This is a genomic window from Geobacillus sp. Manikaran-105 (genome assembly GCF_002809955.1).
Lineage (GTDB): Bacteria > Bacillota > Bacilli > Bacillales > Anoxybacillaceae > Geobacillus > Geobacillus thermophilus.
Genome location: NZ_PIJG01000021.1, coordinates 1 through 17754, shown reverse-complemented (window position 1 = coordinate 17754; position 17754 = coordinate 1). Strand labels below are relative to the sequence as shown.

Sequence of the window (17754 nt, the reverse complement as noted above, 5' to 3'; positions counted from 1 at the left end):
GTTGGATTATGTGCTTACGTTTTTAACGACCTTGATTCAAGTATACTCGTACGCTTTGATCATTTACATTTTGATGTCTTGGTTTCCGAATGCGCGCGAAACGCGGTTCGGACAAATGCTTGCCGCCATTTGCGAGCCGTATTTGGAACCGTTTCGGCGCGTCATTCCGCCGCTTGGCATCATTGACATCTCTCCGATCATCGCCTTTATTGTCCTTGAATTTGCGACAAGAGGGCTGTATGCGTTGTTTGACATCCTCGAAGCGCAGTTTTAGCAGCCGGACGGAGCGCGCATCGTTTGGCCCAGGCGCAGGCGGGCGGAATAGCGGGAGGAATCCGTTCCGGGTTCCTTTCTTTATGAGGCAAGGTGAATGGGAATGGAGCTGTATCAGCACTTCCGCAAAGAGGAACATCAATTCATCGATCATGTAATGGAATGGAAGGAAATGGTAGAACATCAGTACGCTCCGAAGCTGACCGATTTTCTTGATCCGCGCGAGCAGCAAATCGTGCAAAGCATCGTCGGCAGCGACGGAGACGTGCGCGTGTCCTTTTTCGGCGGCGCTCTGTTTGTCGAGCGGAAGCGGGCGCTTTTGTATCCGCCGTATTTCGAACCGAATGAGGAGGATTATGACATCGCCTTGTTCGCTGTCCGCTATCCAGGCAAATTCGTTTCCCTTGAACACCGCGACGTCTTAGGAGCGCTCATGTCGCTCGGCTTGCGGCGGGGCAAGTTCGGCGACATTCTCGTCCAAGGAGGAGAGATCCAATTTTTTGCCGCCGCCGAGGTGGCCGATTACATTCGCCTCCATGTTGGGACGATCGGCAAAGCGCCGGTTTCGCTTGAGCTGTTGCCGCTGTCAGCTGCCATGCCGCTTGCCGAAACGTGGGAGGAAGGAACGGTCACGGTGTCTTCTCTAAGGCTCGATGCGGTGCTTGCCCAGGCGTTCCGCCTCGCGCGCGAGAAAGCGAAGACGCTCATTGAAAGCGGGCTCGTCAAAGTGAACTGGAAGGTGGTGGACAAGCCCGATTTTGTATGCGGGCCGGGCGATGTCCTGTCGGCGCGCGGGTTTGGTCGCTGCAAGCTGTTTTCCGTCGAGGGGATGACGAAAAAAGAACGCTGGCGCATCCGGCTGGGCCGTCAAAAATAATCGAATCGCAGCAGGAAATGGGCTGATCGTGTCGAATGAAGGAAGAAAAGGAATGATGGAGACGGAGGTGGCCATTGTGCCGTTAACGCCATTGGATATTCACAATAAGGAATTCAGCCGCGGATTTCGCGGGTATGACGAAGATGAAGTGAATGAGTTTTTGGATCAAATTATTAAAGATTACGAAATGCTCATCCGTGAAAAAAAGCAGCTGGAAGAAAAAGTGGCCGAACTGACGGAAAAATTGAATTACTTTTCCAACATTGAAGAAACGTTAAATAAGTCGATTCTTGTGGCTCAGGAAGCAGCGGAAGAAGTGAAGCGCAACGCACAAAAAGAGGCGAAGCTGATCATTAAAGAAGCGGAGAAAAACGCGGAGCGCATCATCGGCGACGCGCTGGCCAAATCGCGGAAAATCGCGCTGGAAATCGAAGAACTCAAGCGGCAGTCGAAAGTGTTCCGCGCTCGCTTCCGCATGCTCGTTGAGGCGCAGCTCGATATGATCAACAGCCGTGACTGGGACGAGTTGATGGAATACGAGACGCCTGATCTCGAAGAAGAGGCGAAAGAGCCGTTGTCTCAGCCTTGACGAACCGAGGCCATGTCGGGTATAATCATTGGCAAAAATCACCGCACCAGCCGCCGTGGGAGGCGGTTGGCTTTTTTCCGGATGAATAGTGAAATAGTCATCGACGATGAAAGGGACAGTAGCTCTTGAACGGCCGGTCGCAGCGAGCCGGGGATGGTGGAAGCCCGGCATCGGCGCAAGAGTGAACATCACCCTGGAGTTCCATGCCGAACATCCAGTAGGCCATGGCGCGTCATTCCCGTTACGAATGAAAAGTGGGCTGTGCGTCGTTTGCATGGCCAAGAAGGGTGGTACCGCGAGACCGTTCTCGTCCCTTGCCGGGGGAGAACGGTTTTTTATTTTGATTTGATGCTTGAAGGAGGAGCGAAGATGGACTACAAAGAGACGCTGCTTATGCCGCAAACCGAGTTCCCGATGCGCGGTAACTTGCCGAAGCGGGAGCCGGAAATGCAAAAAAAATGGGAAGAGATGGACATTTACCGGAAAGTGCAAGAGCGGACGAAAGGGCGTCCGTTGTTCGTGCTGCATGACGGCCCGCCGTATGCCAACGGGGATATTCATATGGGCCATGCGCTGAACAAAATTTTAAAAGACATCATCGTCCGCTACAAATCGATGAGCGGCTATTGCGCGCCGTACGTGCCGGGCTGGGATACGCACGGCTTGCCGATCGAAACGGCGCTCGCGAAGCAAGGTGTCGACCGCAAATCGATGAGCGTCGCCGAGTTTCGCAAGTTGTGCGAGCAATACGCGTACGAGCAAATCGACAACCAGCGCCGGCAGTTTAAGCGGCTCGGCGTGCGCGGCGACTGGGACAACCCGTACATTACGCTCAAGCCGGAGTACGAAGCCCAGCAAATTAAAGTGTTCGGCGAAATGGCGAAAAAAGGGCTCATTTACAAAGGGTTGAAGCCGGTCTATTGGTCCCCGTCAAGCGAATCGGCGCTCGCTGAAGCGGAAATCGAATATAAAGACAAGCGTTCGCCGTCGATTTATGTCGCCTTCCCGGTGAAAGACGGCAAAGGCGTGCTTGAGGGCGATGAGCGAATCGTCATTTGGACGACGACGCCGTGGACGATTCCGGCGAACTTGGCGATCGCCGTCCATCCGGAGCTGGACTACCATGTCGTGGAAACAAACGGACAAAAATACGTGGTCGCTGCTGCCCTGGTCGAGTCGGTGGCGAACGAAGTCGGTTGGGACGCATGGTCGGTCGTCAAAACGGTCAAAGGAAACGAGCTTGAATACGTCGTCGCGAAACATCCGTTTTATGAGCGCGACTCGCTTGTCGTCTGCGGCGAACACGTCACGACCGACGCCGGCACGGGCTGCGTCCATACGGCGCCGGGCCACGGGGAAGACGACTTTCTCGTCGGGCAAAAATATGGGCTTCCGGTCCTTTGCCCGGTTGATGAACGCGGCTACATGACCGAGGAAGCGCCGGGATTTGCCGGGATGTTTTACGAAGACGCCAACAAGGCGATTACACAGAAGCTTGAGGAAGTCGGCGCTTTGTTGAAGCTTGGGTTTATCACCCACTCGTATCCGCACGACTGGCGGACAAAGCAGCCGACGATTTTCCGGGCGACAACGCAATGGTTTGCATCGATCGATAAAATCCGCAACGAGCTGCTTCAAGCGATTAAGGAAACGAAATGGATTCCGGAGTGGGGGGAAATCCGCATCCACAACATGGTGCGCGACCGCGGCGACTGGTGCATTTCCCGCCAGCGCGCCTGGGGCGTGCCGATTCCGGTCTTTTACGGCGAAAACGGTGAACCGATCATCACCGATGAGACGATTGAGCATGTGTCGAACTTGTTCCGCCAATACGGGTCGAACGTCTGGTTTGAGCGCGAGGCGAAAGACTTGCTGCCGGAAGGATTCACCCATCCGTCAAGCCCGAACGGCATCTTTACGAAAGAAACGGACATTATGGACGTCTGGTTTGACTCCGGTTCGTCGCACCAAGCCGTGTTGGTCGAACGCGACGATCTCGTGCGTCCGGCTGATTTGTACTTGGAAGGGTCCGACCAATATCGCGGCTGGTTCAACTCATCGCTGTCTACCGCCGTTGCCGTCACCGGCAAAGCGCCGTATAAAGGCGTGTTGAGCCACGGCTTTGTCTTGGACGGCGAAGGGCGGAAAATGAGCAAGTCGCTCGGCAACGTCGTCGTGCCGGCGAAAGTGATGGAACAGTTTGGCGCCGACATTTTGCGCCTTTGGGTCGCGTCGGTCGACTACCAAGCGGACGTGCGCATCTCCGACCATATTTTAAAACAAGTGTCGGAAGTGTACCGAAAAATCCGCAACACGTTCCGGTTTATGCTCGGCAACTTATTCGATTTTGACCCGAGCGAAAACGCCGTGCCGGTCGGGGAGCTGGGCGAAGTCGACCGCTACATGCTGGCGAAGTTGAACAAGCTGATCGCTAAAGTGAAAAAGGCCTATGACAGCTACGATTTCGCCGCGGTTTACCATGAGATGAACCATTTCTGCACCGTCGAGCTGAGCGCGTTTTACTTGGATATGGCGAAAGACATTTTGTACATCGAAGCGGCCGACTCGCGCGCCCGCCGCGCCGTGCAGACGGTATTGTATGAAACGGTCGTCGCATTGGCGAAGCTCATCGCGCCGATTTTGCCGCACACAGCCGATGAAGTGTGGGAGCATATCCCGAATCGAAGAGAAAACGTCGAAAGCGTCCAGCTCACCGATATGCCGGAGCCGATCGCGATCGACAGCGAAGAAGCGCTGCTGGCGAAATGGGATGCGTTTATGGACGTGCGCGATGATATTTTCAAAGCGCTCGAGAACGCGCGCAATGAAAAAGTGATCGGCAAATCGCTGACCGCGAGCGTCACCGTCTACCCGAAAGACGAGGCGCGGAAGCTGTTGGCGTCGCTTAATGCCGACTTGCGCCAGCTTCTCATCGTTTCCGCGTTTTCTGTTGCCGATGAGCCGTATGACGCCGCGCCAGCCGAAGCCGAACGGCTTAACCATGTAGCGGTGATCGTCCGCCCGGCGGAAGGCGAGACGTGCGAGCGGTGCTGGACGGTGACGAAAGAAGTCGGCGCCGATCCATCGCATCCAACGCTTTGTCCGCGCTGCGCACATATCGTGAATGAACATTATTCCGCGTAACGAAAAGCGGCAGGCTGCCTCAAGGGGCGGCCTTGCCGCTTCATTTGTTTGCCATGGCGAATTATGCTACAATGCAAAAAGGATGAATGAGAAGGACAGGGGGACTTGGCACGGTGGCATACTATTGGCTCGCGGCGGCGGTCATCATCCTCGATCAATGGACGAAATGGCTTGTCGTCCGCTATATGCGACTTGGGGAAAGCATCCCGATCATCGACAACGTGCTCTACATTACGTCGCACCGCAATCGCGGGGCGGCGTGGGGCATGCTGGAAGGGCAGTTTTGGCTCTTTTATTTAATTACGGTGATCGTCGTGGCGGCGATCGTGATTTACATCCGCCGCCTGAAGCCTTCCGAGCGCCTGGCGGGCGTAGGGCTTGGGCTGATGCTCGGCGGGGCGATTGGCAATTTTCTCGACCGCGTCTTTCGCAAGGAAGTGGTCGATTTCATCCACGCGTACATCGGCACGTACAGTTTTCCGGTGTTCAACGTGGCTGACTCGGCGCTGACGGTCGGCGTCATCTTGCTGTTTGTCCATATGTTTTTTTTCGCGACACCAGAGAAAGGGAATGAGTAGATGGACACGATCACGTTTCACATCGAAGACGAATATGACGGCGAACGAATTGATAAAGTGATCGCGGCGTTAAATGAGGAATGGTCGCGTTCGCAAGTGCAGCAATGGATCAAAAACGGGCTTGTGACCGTGAACGGCCAGACGGTGAAAGCGAACTACAAATGCGAGGCGGGCGACTCGGTCGCCGTTTCGCCTCCTGAGCCGGAGCCGCTTCATGTCGAGCCGGAGCCGATTCCGCTTGACATTTATTATGAGGATGAGGATGTCCTTGTCGTCAACAAGCCGCGTGGCATGGTCGTCCATCCGGCGCCCGGGCATATGCGCGGCACGCTTGTGAATGCGCTTCTCGCCCATTGCCGCGACTTGTCCGGGATCAACGGCGTGCTTCGCCCCGGCATCGTCCATCGCATTGACAAAGACACATCAGGACTATTGATGGTGGCGAAAAACGACGCCGCCCACCGCTCGCTCGTCGAGCAGCTGGTGAACAAAACGGTGACGCGCCGCTACAAGGCGATCGTCCACGGCGTCATTCCGCACGATTATGGCACGATCGATGCCCCGATCGGCCGCGACAAGCGCGATCGAAAGAAAATGGCCGTCACCGAAGAAAACGGGAAGGAAGCGGTCACTCATTTCCGCGTGCTCGAGCGGTTTCGCCATTATACGTATGTGGAGTGCCAGCTGGAAACGGGGCGGACGCACCAAATTCGCGTCCATATGAAATACATCGGCTATCCGCTCGCTGGCGACCCGCAATACGGGCCGAAAAAAACGCTCGCCATCGACGGCCAGGCGCTGCATGCCGGGGTGCTCGGCTTCCGTCATCCAAGAAGCGGCGAGCATTTGGAATTCGAAGCGCCGTTGCCGCCGGAGTTTGCCGAGCTGCTTGACTGGCTGCGAAAAAACGATTGACAAACGAACACGCCCCCTTTACAATGAAAACAGGTGAACAGGAACCTTTAAGTTCAGTCCTGTGAGGCTGAAAAGGGGTCGGAATGACAAAGAAGGGCGATGTATGCCCATCTTGTTTGGCGATAAGCGCGCCATCCCCCGCTTCACAGGCGGGGGGTTTTTTTATGAAAACAGGCGGGAACGGCCTGGTTGGCGCGCCGCCTGCGGAAACACGCTGGCCGCGGCGTGCATGCGCTTTTAGGAGGTGGACGGAATGCAAAAGGCGGTCGTGATGGATGAACAGGCGATTCGCCGCGCCTTGACGCGCATCGCCCACGAAATCATCGAACGAAACAAAGGCATTGACGGCTGCGTGCTTGTTGGAATTAAAACGCGCGGCATTTACTTGGCGCGCCGCTTGGCGGAGCGGATCGAGCAAATTGAAGGGGCGTCCGTTCCCGTCGGTGAGCTTGACATCACCTTGTACCGCGACGATTTGACCGTGAAGACGGACGACCATGAACCGCTTGTGAAAGGAACGAACGTGCCGTTTCCGGTGAGCGAGCGGAATGTCATTTTAGTCGATGATGTGCTGTTTACCGGCCGGACGGTGCGGGCGGCGATGGATGCGGTCATGGATTTGGGCCGCCCGTCGCGCATCCAGCTCGCCGTGCTTGTCGACCGCGGCCATCGGGAACTCCCGATCCGCGCTGATTTCGTCGGCAAAAACGTGCCGACCTCCCGTTCGGAGCTGATTGTCGTCGAGCTTTCCGAAGTGGACGGCGTTGACCAAGTGTCGATTCATGAGAAATAAAATAGCTCCCTTTTAAGCGCAGTCCCGTGAGGCTGCAAAAGGGGCGGAATCGTTTCGGGCGTTTCTGCACCCTCTTTGCGCCTTCATGGGCAAAGAGGGTGTTTTTGTGCACACTAAAAAACGAACTTCGCTCATTTGGCGAAAGGAGAGGCGAAAGATGAACAAACCGGTGTTGGACATTCAAGACCGCCCGACTGTGGGGCAATGGGTGACGTTAAGCTTGCAGCATTTATTCGCCATGTTCGGGGCGACGATTTTAGTGCCGTACTTAGTCGGGTTGGATCCGTCGATTGCCTTGCTCACAAGCGGGCTCGGGACATTGGCGTTTTTGCTCATTACGAAATGGCAGGTGCCGGCGTATCTTGGCTCCTCGTTCGCCTACATTGCGCCGATCATCGCAGCGAAAACGGCTGGCGGCCCGGGAGCGGCGATGATTGGCAGCTTCCTCGCCGGATCGGTGTACGGGGTTGTCGCCCTCATCATTAAAAAAGCCGGCTACCGATGGGTGATGAAGCTGCTGCCGCCGGTTGTCGTCGGTCCGGTCATCATCGTCATCGGTCTCGGCTTAGCCGGCACGGCGGTCGGGATGGCGATGAACGGCCCGGACGGCAAATACAGCCTGCTTCATTTCTCGGTGGCGCTTGTGACGCTCGCGGCCACGATCGTCTGCTCGGTGCTTGCGCGCGGCATGTTGAGCTTGATTCCAGTGCTTGTCGGCATCGTTGTCGGCTACGTTTACGCCCTCGCTGTCGGACTGGTTGACTTGTCGAAAGTGGCGGCGGCCAAATGGTTCGAATGGCCGGATTTCTTGATTCCGTTTGCCGATTATCCGGTGCGCATCACTGCCGAGATCGTCATGCTCATGGTGCCGGTGGCGATCGTCACCTTGTCCGAACATATCGGCCACCAGCTTGTGTTAAGCAAAGTCGTCGGCCGCGACCTCATTCAAAAACCGGGGCTGCACCGCTCGATTTTAGGGGACGGAACAGCGACGATGATTTCCGCCTTGCTCGGCGGCCCGCCGAAAACGACGTACGGGGAAAACATCGGCGTGCTCGCGATCACCCGGGTTTACAGCGTCTATGTGCTCGCCGGCGCGGCGGTCATCGCGATCGCCTTTGGCTTCGTCGGCAAAATCACGGCGCTGATCAGCTCGATTCCGACGCCAGTCATGGGCGGTGTGTCGATCTTGCTGTTTGGCATCATCGCCTCGTCCGGATTGCGGATGCTCGTTGACAGCCGCATCGACTTCGGCGCGACGCGCAACTTGGTCATCGCCTCGGTTATCTTGGTGATCGGCATCGGCGGAGCGGTGCTGAAAATCAGCGACAGCTTCCAAATTACCGGGATGGCGCTCTCGGCGATTGTCGGCGTCCTGCTCAACTTAGTGCTGCCGGGGCGTCCGCAAGAAGCGGAAAACTTATTTGAAGCTGAAAACGACAGCGGCCATGTTGCCTAAATCGAATACAAAACACCTTTTAATTAAGTCCCGTGAGGCTTAAAAAGGTGTGAAAACAGGCGCATCCAGGGCCGGAGTGCACCTTCTCCGGTTCTGCCATGCGCTGATCGTCACACCTTGCCCAGCCGGCAAGGTGTTTTTTTGCAAAAAAAGAAAGGGAGAGAGGCCAATGACCCATCTTTTTACATTGAGCGAACTGCCGCTTTCCGACATCACCCGGCTGCTTGATGAAGCGGAAGCGTTCCGCCGCGGCCGCGCTTGGCGCCCGGCCGCGCCGATGTATGTGGCCAACTTGTTTTTCGAACCGAGCACGCGCACGAAATGCAGCTTCGAGATGTCGGAACGAAAGTTAGGGCTTCACGTCATTCCGTTTGACCCTGAACACTCGAGCGTGCAAAAAGGGGAGACGCTGTACGATACGGTCAAGACGCTTGAAGCGATCGGCGTTGACGCGGTTGTCATCCGCCACCACGAAGATGCGTATTTCGAAGCGCTCCGTCATGCGGTCGGCATCCCGGTCATCAACGCCGGCGACGGCTGCGGGCATCATCCGACCCAGTCGCTCTTGGACTTATTGACGATTCGCCAAGAGTTTGGCGCTTTCACTGGCTTGACGGTGGCGATTATCGGCGACATCCGCCACAGCCGCGTCGCTCGCTCCAATGCGGAAGTGTTGACACGATTGGGCGCGAACGTCCTGTTTTCCGGACCGGAAGAGTGGAAAGACGAAACGAATCCGCACGGGACGTACGTCGAACTCGATGAGGCCATCGCCTGCGCCGATGTCGTGATGCTGTTGCGCATCCAACATGAACGCCATGCGGAAACGATGGGGCTGACGAAAGAAGAGTACCATGCGCGGTACGGGCTGACGCTTGAGCGGGCGCGGCGGATGAAACCAGGGGCTGTCATTTTGCATCCAGCGCCGGTCAACCGCGGGGTCGAAATCGCCAGCGAACTCGTCGAAGCGAAGGCATCGCGCATTTTTAAACAAATGGAAAACGGCGTCTACGTGCGGATGGCGGTCTTAAAACGGGCAATGGAAGGGAGAATGCAATATGGCCGTATGGTTGAAAAATGGCATGTCGTTCAATGAACACGGACAATTGGTACGGACACATATCAAAATGGAACAAGGGAACATTGCGGCGATCCGTCATGAACAGCCGCTTGCAGCCGATGGGGAAGAAGTGATCGATGTCAGCGGCAAACTTATTGTCCCCGGCTTGATCGACTTGCACGTTCATTTGCGCGAACCAGGCGGCGAGGCGAAAGAAACGATTGAAACGGGCACGCTCGCCGCGGCGAAAGGCGGTTTTACGACGGTTGCCGCCATGCCGAACACAAATCCGGTGCCGGACCGGAAAGAACAGATGGAACGGCTGCAAGCCCGCATCCGCGAAACGGCGCACGTCAACGTGCTTCCGTACGCGGCGATCACGATCGGGCAAAAAGGGGAAGAGCTGGCTGACTTTGCGGCGCTCAAAGAAGCGGGAGCGTTCGCGTTCACCGATGACGGCGTCGGCGTCCAGTCGGCCGGGATGATGTTTGAAGCGATGAAACAGGCGGCGGCGCTCGATATGCCGATCGTCGCCCATTGCGAGGACGATACATTAAAAAACGGCGGCGCGGTGCATGACGGCGAGTTCGCCCGCCGGCATGGGCTCGCCGGCATTCCATCCGTCTGCGAAGCGGTGCACATCGCCCGCGACGTCCTGCTCGCGGAAGCAGCGGGATGCCATTATCACGTCTGCCATATCAGCACGAAAGAGTCGGTGCGCGCCGTCCGCGACGCGAAGCGGGCCGGCATCCGCGTCACGGCCGAAGTGACGCCGCACCATTTGCTCTTGTGCGACGAAGACATTCCAGGGTTGGATGCAAACTACAAAATGAACCCGCCGCTGCGCAGCCGCGCGGACCGCGAGGCGCTCATTGAGGGCCTGCTCGATGGCACGATCGATTTTATCGCTACGGATCATGCGCCGCATACAGCAGCGGAAAAAGCGAAAGGCATCGAGGCGGCGCCGTTTGGCATCGTCGGGCTCGAGACGGCGTTTCCGCTCCTATATACGCATTTTGTCAAAACAGGCGTGTTTACATTAAAGCAGCTTGTCGATTGGCTGACGATCAAGCCGGCGCAATGTTTCGGCCTCAAGGCCGGGCGGCTTGCCGTCGGGGCGCCGGCGGACATTGCGGTCATCGATTTGGAAACGGAAGAAGCGATTGATCCCGAGACGTTTGCCTCAAAAGGGAAAAATACGCCGTTTGCCGGCTGGGTGTGCCAAGGCTGGCCGGTGATGACGTTTGTCGGCGGTACACTCGTATGGGAGAAAGGAAGGGCGTAAAGATGAAACGGCAGCTGATTTTAGAAGATGGTTCGTTTTTTGTCGGCGAAGCGTTTGGCAGCTTGAAAGAGACGACCGGCGAAGTCGTCTTTAACACCGGCATGACCGGGTATCAAGAAATTTTGACCGACCCGTCGTATTGCGGGCAAATTGTGACGATGACGTATCCATTGATCGGCAACTACGGCATCAACCGCGATGACTTTGAAGCGATCCGCCCGTACGTGCACGGATTCATCGTCAAAGAAGCGTGCCTCATGCCGTCCAACTGGCGCGGAGAACTGACGCTGGATGAGTATTTAAAAGAAAAAGACATTCCGGGACTCGCGGGCATTGACACGCGCAAACTGACGCGCCTTATCCGCCAATACGGAACGTTAAAAGGGATGATCTGTGGGCTAGATGTCGATCCGGTGGAAGCAGCAGCCAAGCTGCGGGCGATGGAGTGGCCGCGCGACCAAGTGCGGCGCGTCTCAACAAAAAGCGCCTACCCAAGCCCGGGGCGCGGCGAGCGCGTCGTCTTGATCGACTTTGGGATGAAGCACGGCATTTTGCGCGAACTGAACAAGCGAAACTGCGATGTCATCGTGTTGCCGTACAATGCGACGGCGGAAGACGTATTGAGCTGGCATCCGGATGGGGTCATGCTTTCCAATGGACCGGGCGACCCGAAAGACGTGCCGGAAGCGATCGAGATGATCCGCGGGATTCTCGGCAAAGCGCCGCTCTTTGGCATCTGCCTCGGCCATCAGCTGTTCGCGTTGGCGTGCGGGGCGAATACGGAGAAGATGAAATTCGGCCATCGCGGCTCGAACCATCCGGTCAAAGACTTGCGCACCGGCAAAGTCGCCATCACGGCGCAAAACCATGGGTATACGGTCACGCACGAGTCGCTTTCTGGCACGCGTCTTGAAGTGACGCATGTCGCCTTAAACGACGGCACGGTCGAAGGGCTCCGCCATCTCGATTTCCCGGCGTTTACGGTGCAGTATCATCCGGAAGCGTCGCCGGGGCCAGAAGATGCCAATCCGCTGTTTGACGAGTTTTTGGCGCTCATCCGTGAGTTCAACAAGAAAGGGGAAGTCATCCATGCCTAAACGCCGCGACATTGAAACGATTTTAGTCATCGGCTCGGGGCCGATCGTCATCGGCCAGGCGGCTGAGTTCGACTATGCGGGAACGCAAGCGTGCCTCGCGTTGAAAGAAGAAGGATACAAAGTCATTCTCGTCAACTCGAATCCGGCGACGATCATGACCGATACGGAAATCGCCGATAAAGTGTACATGGAGCCGCTGACGCTTGAGTTTGTCGCCCGCATCATCCGCAAGGAGCGGCCGGACGCGATTTTGCCGACGCTTGGCGGCCAAACGGGCCTTAACTTGGCGGTTGAGCTCGCCAAGGCCGGCGTGCTTGAAGAGTGCGGCGTCGAAATTCTCGGCACGAAGCTCGAGGCGATCGAAAAGGCGGAAGACCGCGAACAGTTCCGCGCCCTCATGAACGAGCTTGGCGAGCCGGTGCCGGAAAGCGCGATTATTCACAGCTTGGAAGAAGCGTACGCCTTTGTCGAACAAATCGGCTATCCGGTCATCGTCCGCCCCGCGTTCACGCTCGGCGGCACGGGCGGGGGCATTTGCACGAACGAAGAAGAGCTTGTCGAGATTGTGTCAACTGGCTTGAAGATGAGCCCGGTGCACCAATGCTTGCTCGAGCGGAGCATCGCCGGCTACAAGGAGATTGAATACGAAGTGATGCGCGACGCCAACGACAACGCGATCGTCGTCTGCAACATGGAAAACATCGACCCGGTCGGCATTCATACGGGTGACTCAATCGTCGTCGCCCCGAGCCAGACGTTAAGCGACCGCGAATATCAGCTTTTGCGGAACGCGTCCTTGAACATCATCCGCGCCCTTGGCATCGAAGGCGGCTGCAACGTCCAGCTCGCGCTCGACCCGGACAGCTTCCGCTATTACGTCATTGAAGTGAACCCGCGCGTCAGCCGCTCGTCGGCGCTGGCGTCAAAAGCGACGGGGTATCCGATCGCGAAACTGGCGGCGAAAATCGCCGTCGGGTTGACGCTTGACGAAATGATCAACCCGGTCACCGGGAAAACGTACGCCTGCTTCGAGCCGGCGCTCGACTATGTGGTGACGAAAATTCCGCGCTTTCCGTTTGACAAATTTGAATCGGCGAACCGCCGCCTTGGCACGCAAATGAAAGCGACCGGCGAAGTGATGGCGATCGGCCGGACGTTTGAAGAATCGCTGTTAAAAGCGGTTCGTTCGCTCGAGATCGGCGTGCACCATCTCGAATTGAACGAAGTAAAAAACGCGGCGGATGACGTGATCGAAAAACGGATCCGCAAGGCGGGCGATGAACGGCTCTTTTACATCGCCGAGGCGCTCCGCCGCGGGGTGACGGTGGAGACGCTGCATGAATGGAGCCAAATCGACCGCTTTTTCCTGCATAAGATTCAAAACATTATTGAGATGGAAACGGTCTTGAAAAACCACCCGGGCGACCTTGACGTGTTAAAAAAAGCGAAGGGGCTCGGCTTCTCCGATGCGGCGATAGCGGCGTTATGGAACAAAACGGAGCGCGACATTTACGCGCTGCGCCGCCAACGAGGCATCGTGCCAGTTTACAAAATGGTCGATACGTGCGCAGCCGAATTCACGTCGGAAACGCCGTACTACTACAGCACGTACGAGGAAGAAAACGAATCGATCGTGACGGAAAAACCGAGCGTCATCGTGCTTGGCTCCGGCCCGATCCGCATCGGCCAAGGGATCGAATTTGACTATGCGACCGTCCATTGCGTCTGGGCCATTAAGCAGGCCGGCTATGAGGCGATCATCATCAATAACAACCCGGAAACGGTCTCGACCGACTTCAGCACGTCGGACAAACTGTATTTCGAGCCGCTGACGGCCGAAGACGTGATGCATGTCATCGACCTCGAGCAGCCGATCGGCGTCATCGTCCAATTCGGCGGTCAGACGGCCATCAACTTGGCGGCGGAACTCGAGGCGCGCGGCGTCCGCTTGCTTGGGACAACGCTTGAGGATTTGGACCGCGCCGAAGATCGCGACAAATTTGAACAGGCGCTCTCGGAACTCGGCATTCCCAAACCGGCCGGCAAAACGGCCGTTTCGGTCGAAGAAGCGGTCGCCATCGCCGAAGAAATCGGCTACCCGGTGCTCGTCCGTCCTTCGTACGTGCTCGGCGGCCGGGCGATGGAAATTGTCTATAACCGCGAGGAGCTGCTTCATTACATGGAACACGCCGTGCGCGTCAATCCGCAGCACCCGGTGCTCGTTGACCGGTACATCACCGGCAAGGAAGTCGAAGTCGATGCCATCGCCGACGGCGAGACGGTCGTCATCCCCGGGATCATGGAACATATCGAGCGGGCCGGCGTCCATTCCGGCGATTCGATTGCCGTCTACCCGCCCCAGACATTAAGCGCGGAAGTGATCGACAAGATCGCGGATTACACGATCCGACTGGCGCGCGGGCTGCATATTGTCGGGCTGTTGAACATTCAGTTTGTCGTCTCGGGAAGCGACGTCTACGTCTTGGAAGTGAACCCGCGCTCAAGCCGCACGGTGCCGTTTTTAAGCAAAATCACCGGCGTGCCGATGGCGAATCTCGCCACGAAAGCCATTTTAGGGGCGAAGCTCGCCGACATGGGCTATGAGACGGGCGTCTGTCCGGTGCGCCCCGGTGTGTACGTGAAAGTGCCGGTGTTCTCGTTTGCGAAATTGCGTAACGTCGACATTTCGCTCGGCCCGGAAATGAAATCGACCGGCGAAGTGATCGGCAAAGACATGACGTTTGAAAAAGCGCTCTATAAGGGGCTCGTCGCCTCGGGCATCCAGATCCAGCCGCACGGGGCGGTGCTGTTGACGGTGGCCGACAAAGACAAAGAAGAAGCGGTCGAGCTGGCGCGCCGCTTTGCCGACATCGGCTATCAGCTGCTGGCGACGAACGGCACGGCGGAAACGTTGAACGCGGCCGGCATTCCGGTGACGGTCGTCAATAAAATCCACTCGGCGTCGCCGAACATTTTAGATGTCATCCGCCAAGGGAAGGCGCAAGTCGTCATCAATACGCTGACGAAAGGGAAGCAGCCGGAAAGCGACGGCTTTCGCATCCGCCGCGAAGCGGTCGAAAACGGCATCCCATGCTTGACGTCGCTTGATACGGCAAGGGCGATGCTGCAAGTGCTCGAATCGATGACGTTCTCGACAACAGCGATGACGGAAGGACTGGTGCAGTCATGATCGGCCGCGAACGAATGACGGTCGCAAGCCAGCGGTTGATCGCCGAGCGGACGTATGAATTGACGCTTTCCGGCCGCCTTGTGCAAGAGATGAAGCAGCCGGGCCAGTTCGTTCATGTGAAAGTGGCCGCATCCGCCGATCCGCTCCTGCGCCGCCCGCTCAGCCTTTGCCGCATCGACCGCAAGCAGGGCCAATGCACGATCATTTACCGCCAGGAAGGGAAAGGCACGGCGCTGTTGGCGCAAAAACAGCCGGGCGACACGGTCGATGTGCTCGGCCCGCTCGGCAACGGCTTTCCGCTCGAGGCCGCGCCGGCGGGCAGCCGGGCGCTGCTAGTCGGCGGCGGCATCGGCGTCCCGCCGCTCTATGAACTGGCGAAACAGCTCACAAAGCGCGGTGTCAAAGTAGTGAGCGTGCTCGGGTTTCAAACGAAAGCGGCGGTCTTTTACGAAGAGGAATTTGCCGCGTTTGGGGAGACGTATGTCGCAACCGATGACGGCTCGCACGGAACGGCCGGGCGCGTCACCGATGTGATCGAAGCGCGCTCGCTCGAGTTTGACGTCTTGTACGCCTGCGGTCCGAAGCCGATGCTTCGGGCGCTTGCGGAACGGTTTCCGAACCGGCCGGTGTACTTGTCGCTCGAGGAGCGGATGGGCTGCGGCGTCGGGGCGTGTTTCGCCTGCGTCTGCCATGTGCCAGGGAGCGAGACGGCGTATAAAAAAGTATGCAGCGACGGCCCGGTGTTTCGGGCCGGGGAGGTGGTGCTATGAACCGGCTTGCGGTCGAACTGCCGGGTCTTTCGCTCAAAAACCCGATCATGCCGGCGTCCGGCTGTTTTGGATTTGGCCGCGAGTACGCCCGGTTTTACGATTTAAGCGTGTTAGGCGCCATGATGATCAAGGCGACGACAAAAGAGCCGCGCTTTGGCAACCCGACACCAAGGGTGGCAGAAACGCCGGCTGGGATGTTAAACGCCATCGGCCTGCAAAACCCCGGCCTTGACAAAGTGCTCGCAGAAGAACTGCCGTGGCTTGAACAGTTTGACGTACCGATCATCGCCAACATCGCCGGTTCGACGATGGAAGAATACGTCGAGGTAGCCGAAGCGATTTCGAAGGCGCCGAACGTCCATGCGCTAGAGCTCAACATTTCCTGCCCAAACGTGAAAAAAGGCGGGATTGCGTTCGGCACCGTGCCGGACGTGGCCGCCGAGCTGACGCGGCTTGTCAAAGAAGTGTCCGCCGTGCCGGTTTACGTGAAGCTGTCTCCGAACGTCACCGACATCGTCGCGATGGCGAAGGCCATTGAACAAGCGGGCGCCGATGGCTTGACGATGATCAACACGCTCGTTGGCATGCGCATCGACGTGAAAACAGGCCGGCCGATTTTGGCCAACGGCACCGGGGGCTTATCCGGCCCGGCGGTCAAACCGATCGCCATCCGCATGATTTATGAAGTGAGCCAGGCGGTGTCGATTCCGATCATCGGCATGGGCGGCGTGCAAACGGCGGAAGACGTGCTCGAGTTTTTCTACGCCGGCGCGAGCGCGGTTGCGGTCGGCACAGCCAACTTCGTCGATCCGTTCGTCTGCCCGACGATCATCAACGACCTGCCGGCGCTGTTGGATGACCTCGGGATCGGCCACATTTCCGAATGCATAGGAAGGAGCTGGAAGACCGGTGCACACGCCGTTCATTGTCGCGCTTGATTTCCCATCAAAACAAGAGGTGGAGCGGTTTTTGCGGCCGTTTGCCGGAACGCCGCTGTTCGTCAAAGTCGGCATGGAGCTGTACTATCAGGAAGGTCCAGCCATCGTCGCGTTTCTCAAAGAACAAGGACATGCCGTCTTTTTAGACTTAAAACTGCACGACATTCCGAATACGGTGAAACAGGCGATGAAAGGGCTCGCCCGTGTCGGCGCCGATTTGGTGAACGTCCACGCCGCCGGCGGCCGGCGCATGATGGAAGCGGCGATCGAAGGGCTTGACGCCGGCACGCCAAGCGGAAGAATGCGGCCGCGCTGCATCGCTGTCACCCAGCTGACAAGCACGGACGAGCGAATGCTTCATGAGGAGCTGTGGATTTCCCGCCCGCTTGTGGAAACAGTCGCCCATTACGCCGCCTTGGCGAAAGAAAGCGGCCTTGACGGCGTCGTCTGTTCAGCGAACGAAGCGCCGCTCATCAAAGAACGGTGCGGCGCCTCGTTCCTTGCCGTCACCCCGGGTATCCGCTTTGCCGATGATGCGGCGCACGACCAAGTGCGCGTCGTCACGCCAAGGAAAGCGCGTGAGCTCGGCGCCGACTACATCGTCATCGGCCGCAGCCTCACCCGCGCCGCCGATCCGCTCGGGGCGTATGCCCGCCTGCAACACGAATGGAACGGAGGAGAGAGAGAGTCAACTACCCCCACTTAGCTAACGCTTGAAGTGGGGGCTTGCAACTCCCCAGAAGTGCAAACGGACTTCGTCCTCCTTCCTTGACTTGGGGTTGCATC

Annotated in this window: 15 protein-coding genes and 1 other annotated feature; all 15 genes read left to right on the top strand. The window is 57.6% G+C overall.

Annotation, left to right across the window (positions count from 1 at the left end; genetic code table 11):
- The first annotated feature begins 1 nt into the window (after nucleotide 1).
- Nucleotides 2-274: a YggT family protein gene (locus CV945_RS07880; protein ID WP_033011295.1), complete on the top strand. Its 273-nt coding sequence runs from the start codon at nucleotides 2-4 to the stop codon at nucleotides 272-274.
- 102 nt (nucleotides 275-376) lie between these two features.
- Nucleotides 377-1150 carry a YlmH family RNA-binding protein gene (locus CV945_RS07875; protein ID WP_033011294.1) on the top strand — a complete coding sequence of 258 codons (774 nt, stop codon included), beginning with the start codon at nucleotides 377-379 and terminating at the stop codon, nucleotides 1148-1150.
- A gap of 76 nt (nucleotides 1151-1226) precedes the next feature.
- Nucleotides 1227-1739: a DivIVA domain-containing protein gene (locus CV945_RS07870; RefSeq protein WP_025039064.1), complete on the top strand. Its 513-nt coding sequence runs from the start codon at nucleotides 1227-1229 to the stop codon at nucleotides 1737-1739.
- A gap of 97 nt (nucleotides 1740-1836) precedes the next feature.
- Nucleotides 1837-2057: a binding site (T-box leader), on the top strand.
- Nucleotides 2058-2108: 51 nt separating this feature from the next.
- Nucleotides 2109-4883 carry an isoleucine--tRNA ligase gene (gene ileS, locus CV945_RS07865; protein ID WP_100659527.1) on the top strand — a complete coding sequence of 925 codons (2775 nt, stop codon included), beginning with the start codon at nucleotides 2109-2111 and terminating at the stop codon, nucleotides 4881-4883.
- 86 nt (nucleotides 4884-4969) lie between these two features.
- Entirely contained in the window at nucleotides 4970-5461 is a 492-nt protein-coding gene (lspA, locus tag CV945_RS07860; RefSeq protein WP_100659526.1) for a signal peptidase II, read from the top strand.
- A complete protein-coding gene (locus CV945_RS07855) occupies nucleotides 5462-6376 on the top strand; it encodes an RluA family pseudouridine synthase (protein WP_100659525.1) in 915 nt (304 codons plus the stop codon).
- Nucleotides 6377-6629: 253 nt separating this feature from the next.
- The gene (gene pyrR / locus CV945_RS07850; RefSeq protein ID WP_033016128.1) at nucleotides 6630-7169 is read left to right on the top strand and encodes a bifunctional pyr operon transcriptional regulator/uracil phosphoribosyltransferase PyrR; all 540 of its coding nucleotides are present in this window, start codon (nucleotides 6630-6632) and stop codon (nucleotides 7167-7169) included.
- 157 nt (nucleotides 7170-7326) lie between these two features.
- Nucleotides 7327-8628, top strand: a complete 1302-nt coding sequence (locus CV945_RS07845; RefSeq protein ID WP_100659524.1) for a solute carrier family 23 protein — start codon at nucleotides 7327-7329, stop codon at nucleotides 8626-8628.
- Nucleotides 8629-8797: 169 nt separating this feature from the next.
- On the top strand, nucleotides 8798-9724 hold the full coding sequence (locus CV945_RS07840; protein WP_100659523.1) for an aspartate carbamoyltransferase catalytic subunit: 927 nt from the start codon (nucleotides 8798-8800) through the stop codon (nucleotides 9722-9724).
- The gene (locus tag CV945_RS07835) at nucleotides 9687-10973 is read left to right on the top strand and encodes a dihydroorotase (RefSeq protein WP_100659522.1); all 1287 of its coding nucleotides are present in this window, start codon (nucleotides 9687-9689) and stop codon (nucleotides 10971-10973) included. The genes CV945_RS07840 and CV945_RS07835 overlap by 38 nt, the downstream gene beginning before the upstream one ends.
- Nucleotides 10974-10975: 2 nt before the next feature.
- Complete coding sequence (locus tag CV945_RS07830) at nucleotides 10976-12070, top strand: carbamoyl phosphate synthase small subunit (RefSeq protein ID WP_100659521.1); 1095 nt, start codon at nucleotides 10976-10978, stop codon at nucleotides 12068-12070.
- On the top strand, nucleotides 12063-15260 hold the full coding sequence (gene carB / locus CV945_RS07825; RefSeq protein WP_100659520.1) for a carbamoyl-phosphate synthase large subunit: 3198 nt from the start codon (nucleotides 12063-12065) through the stop codon (nucleotides 15258-15260). The genes CV945_RS07830 and carB overlap by 8 nt, the downstream gene beginning before the upstream one ends.
- Nucleotides 15257-16030, top strand: coding sequence for a dihydroorotate dehydrogenase electron transfer subunit (locus tag CV945_RS07820; RefSeq protein WP_100659519.1), 774 nt, complete (start codon nucleotides 15257-15259; stop codon nucleotides 16028-16030). Before carB ends, CV945_RS07820 begins: the two co-directional genes overlap by 4 nt.
- Nucleotides 16027-16968 (top strand): dihydroorotate dehydrogenase, encoded by a 942-nt coding sequence (locus CV945_RS07815; RefSeq protein WP_100659518.1) that lies wholly within the window; start codon nucleotides 16027-16029, stop codon nucleotides 16966-16968. Before CV945_RS07820 ends, CV945_RS07815 begins: the two co-directional genes overlap by 4 nt.
- Entirely contained in the window at nucleotides 16940-17674 is a 735-nt protein-coding gene (gene pyrF, locus CV945_RS07810; RefSeq protein WP_063330454.1) for an orotidine-5'-phosphate decarboxylase, read from the top strand. Before CV945_RS07815 ends, pyrF begins: the two co-directional genes overlap by 29 nt.
- Nucleotides 17675-17754 lie beyond the last annotated feature (80 nt).

Bases quoted from the DNA above. Each gene is read 5' to 3' on its own strand.
- CV945_RS07875 (WP_033011294.1), top strand. From the start codon at position 377: ATGGAGCTGTATCAGCACTTCCGCAAAGAGGAACATCAATTCATCGAT.
- ileS (WP_100659527.1), top strand. From the start codon at position 2,109: ATGGACTACAAAGAGACGCTGCTTATGCCGCAAACCGAGTTCCCGATG.
- lspA (WP_100659526.1), top strand. From the start codon at position 4,970: ATGAGAAGGACAGGGGGACTTGGCACGGTGGCATACTATTGGCTCGCG.
- CV945_RS07855 (WP_100659525.1), top strand. From the start codon at position 5,462: ATGGACACGATCACGTTTCACATCGAAGACGAATATGACGGCGAACGA.
- pyrR (WP_033016128.1), top strand. From the start codon at position 6,630: ATGCAAAAGGCGGTCGTGATGGATGAACAGGCGATTCGCCGCGCCTTG.
- CV945_RS07845 (WP_100659524.1), top strand. From the start codon at position 7,327: ATGAACAAACCGGTGTTGGACATTCAAGACCGCCCGACTGTGGGGCAA.
- CV945_RS07840 (WP_100659523.1), top strand. From the start codon at position 8,798: ATGACCCATCTTTTTACATTGAGCGAACTGCCGCTTTCCGACATCACC.
- CV945_RS07835 (WP_100659522.1), top strand. From the start codon at position 9,687: ATGGCCGTATGGTTGAAAAATGGCATGTCGTTCAATGAACACGGACAA.
- CV945_RS07830 (WP_100659521.1), top strand. From the start codon at position 10,976: ATGAAACGGCAGCTGATTTTAGAAGATGGTTCGTTTTTTGTCGGCGAA.
- carB (WP_100659520.1), top strand. From the start codon at position 12,063: ATGCCTAAACGCCGCGACATTGAAACGATTTTAGTCATCGGCTCGGGG.
- CV945_RS07820 (WP_100659519.1), top strand. From the start codon at position 15,257: ATGATCGGCCGCGAACGAATGACGGTCGCAAGCCAGCGGTTGATCGCC.
- CV945_RS07815 (WP_100659518.1), top strand. From the start codon at position 16,027: ATGAACCGGCTTGCGGTCGAACTGCCGGGTCTTTCGCTCAAAAACCCG.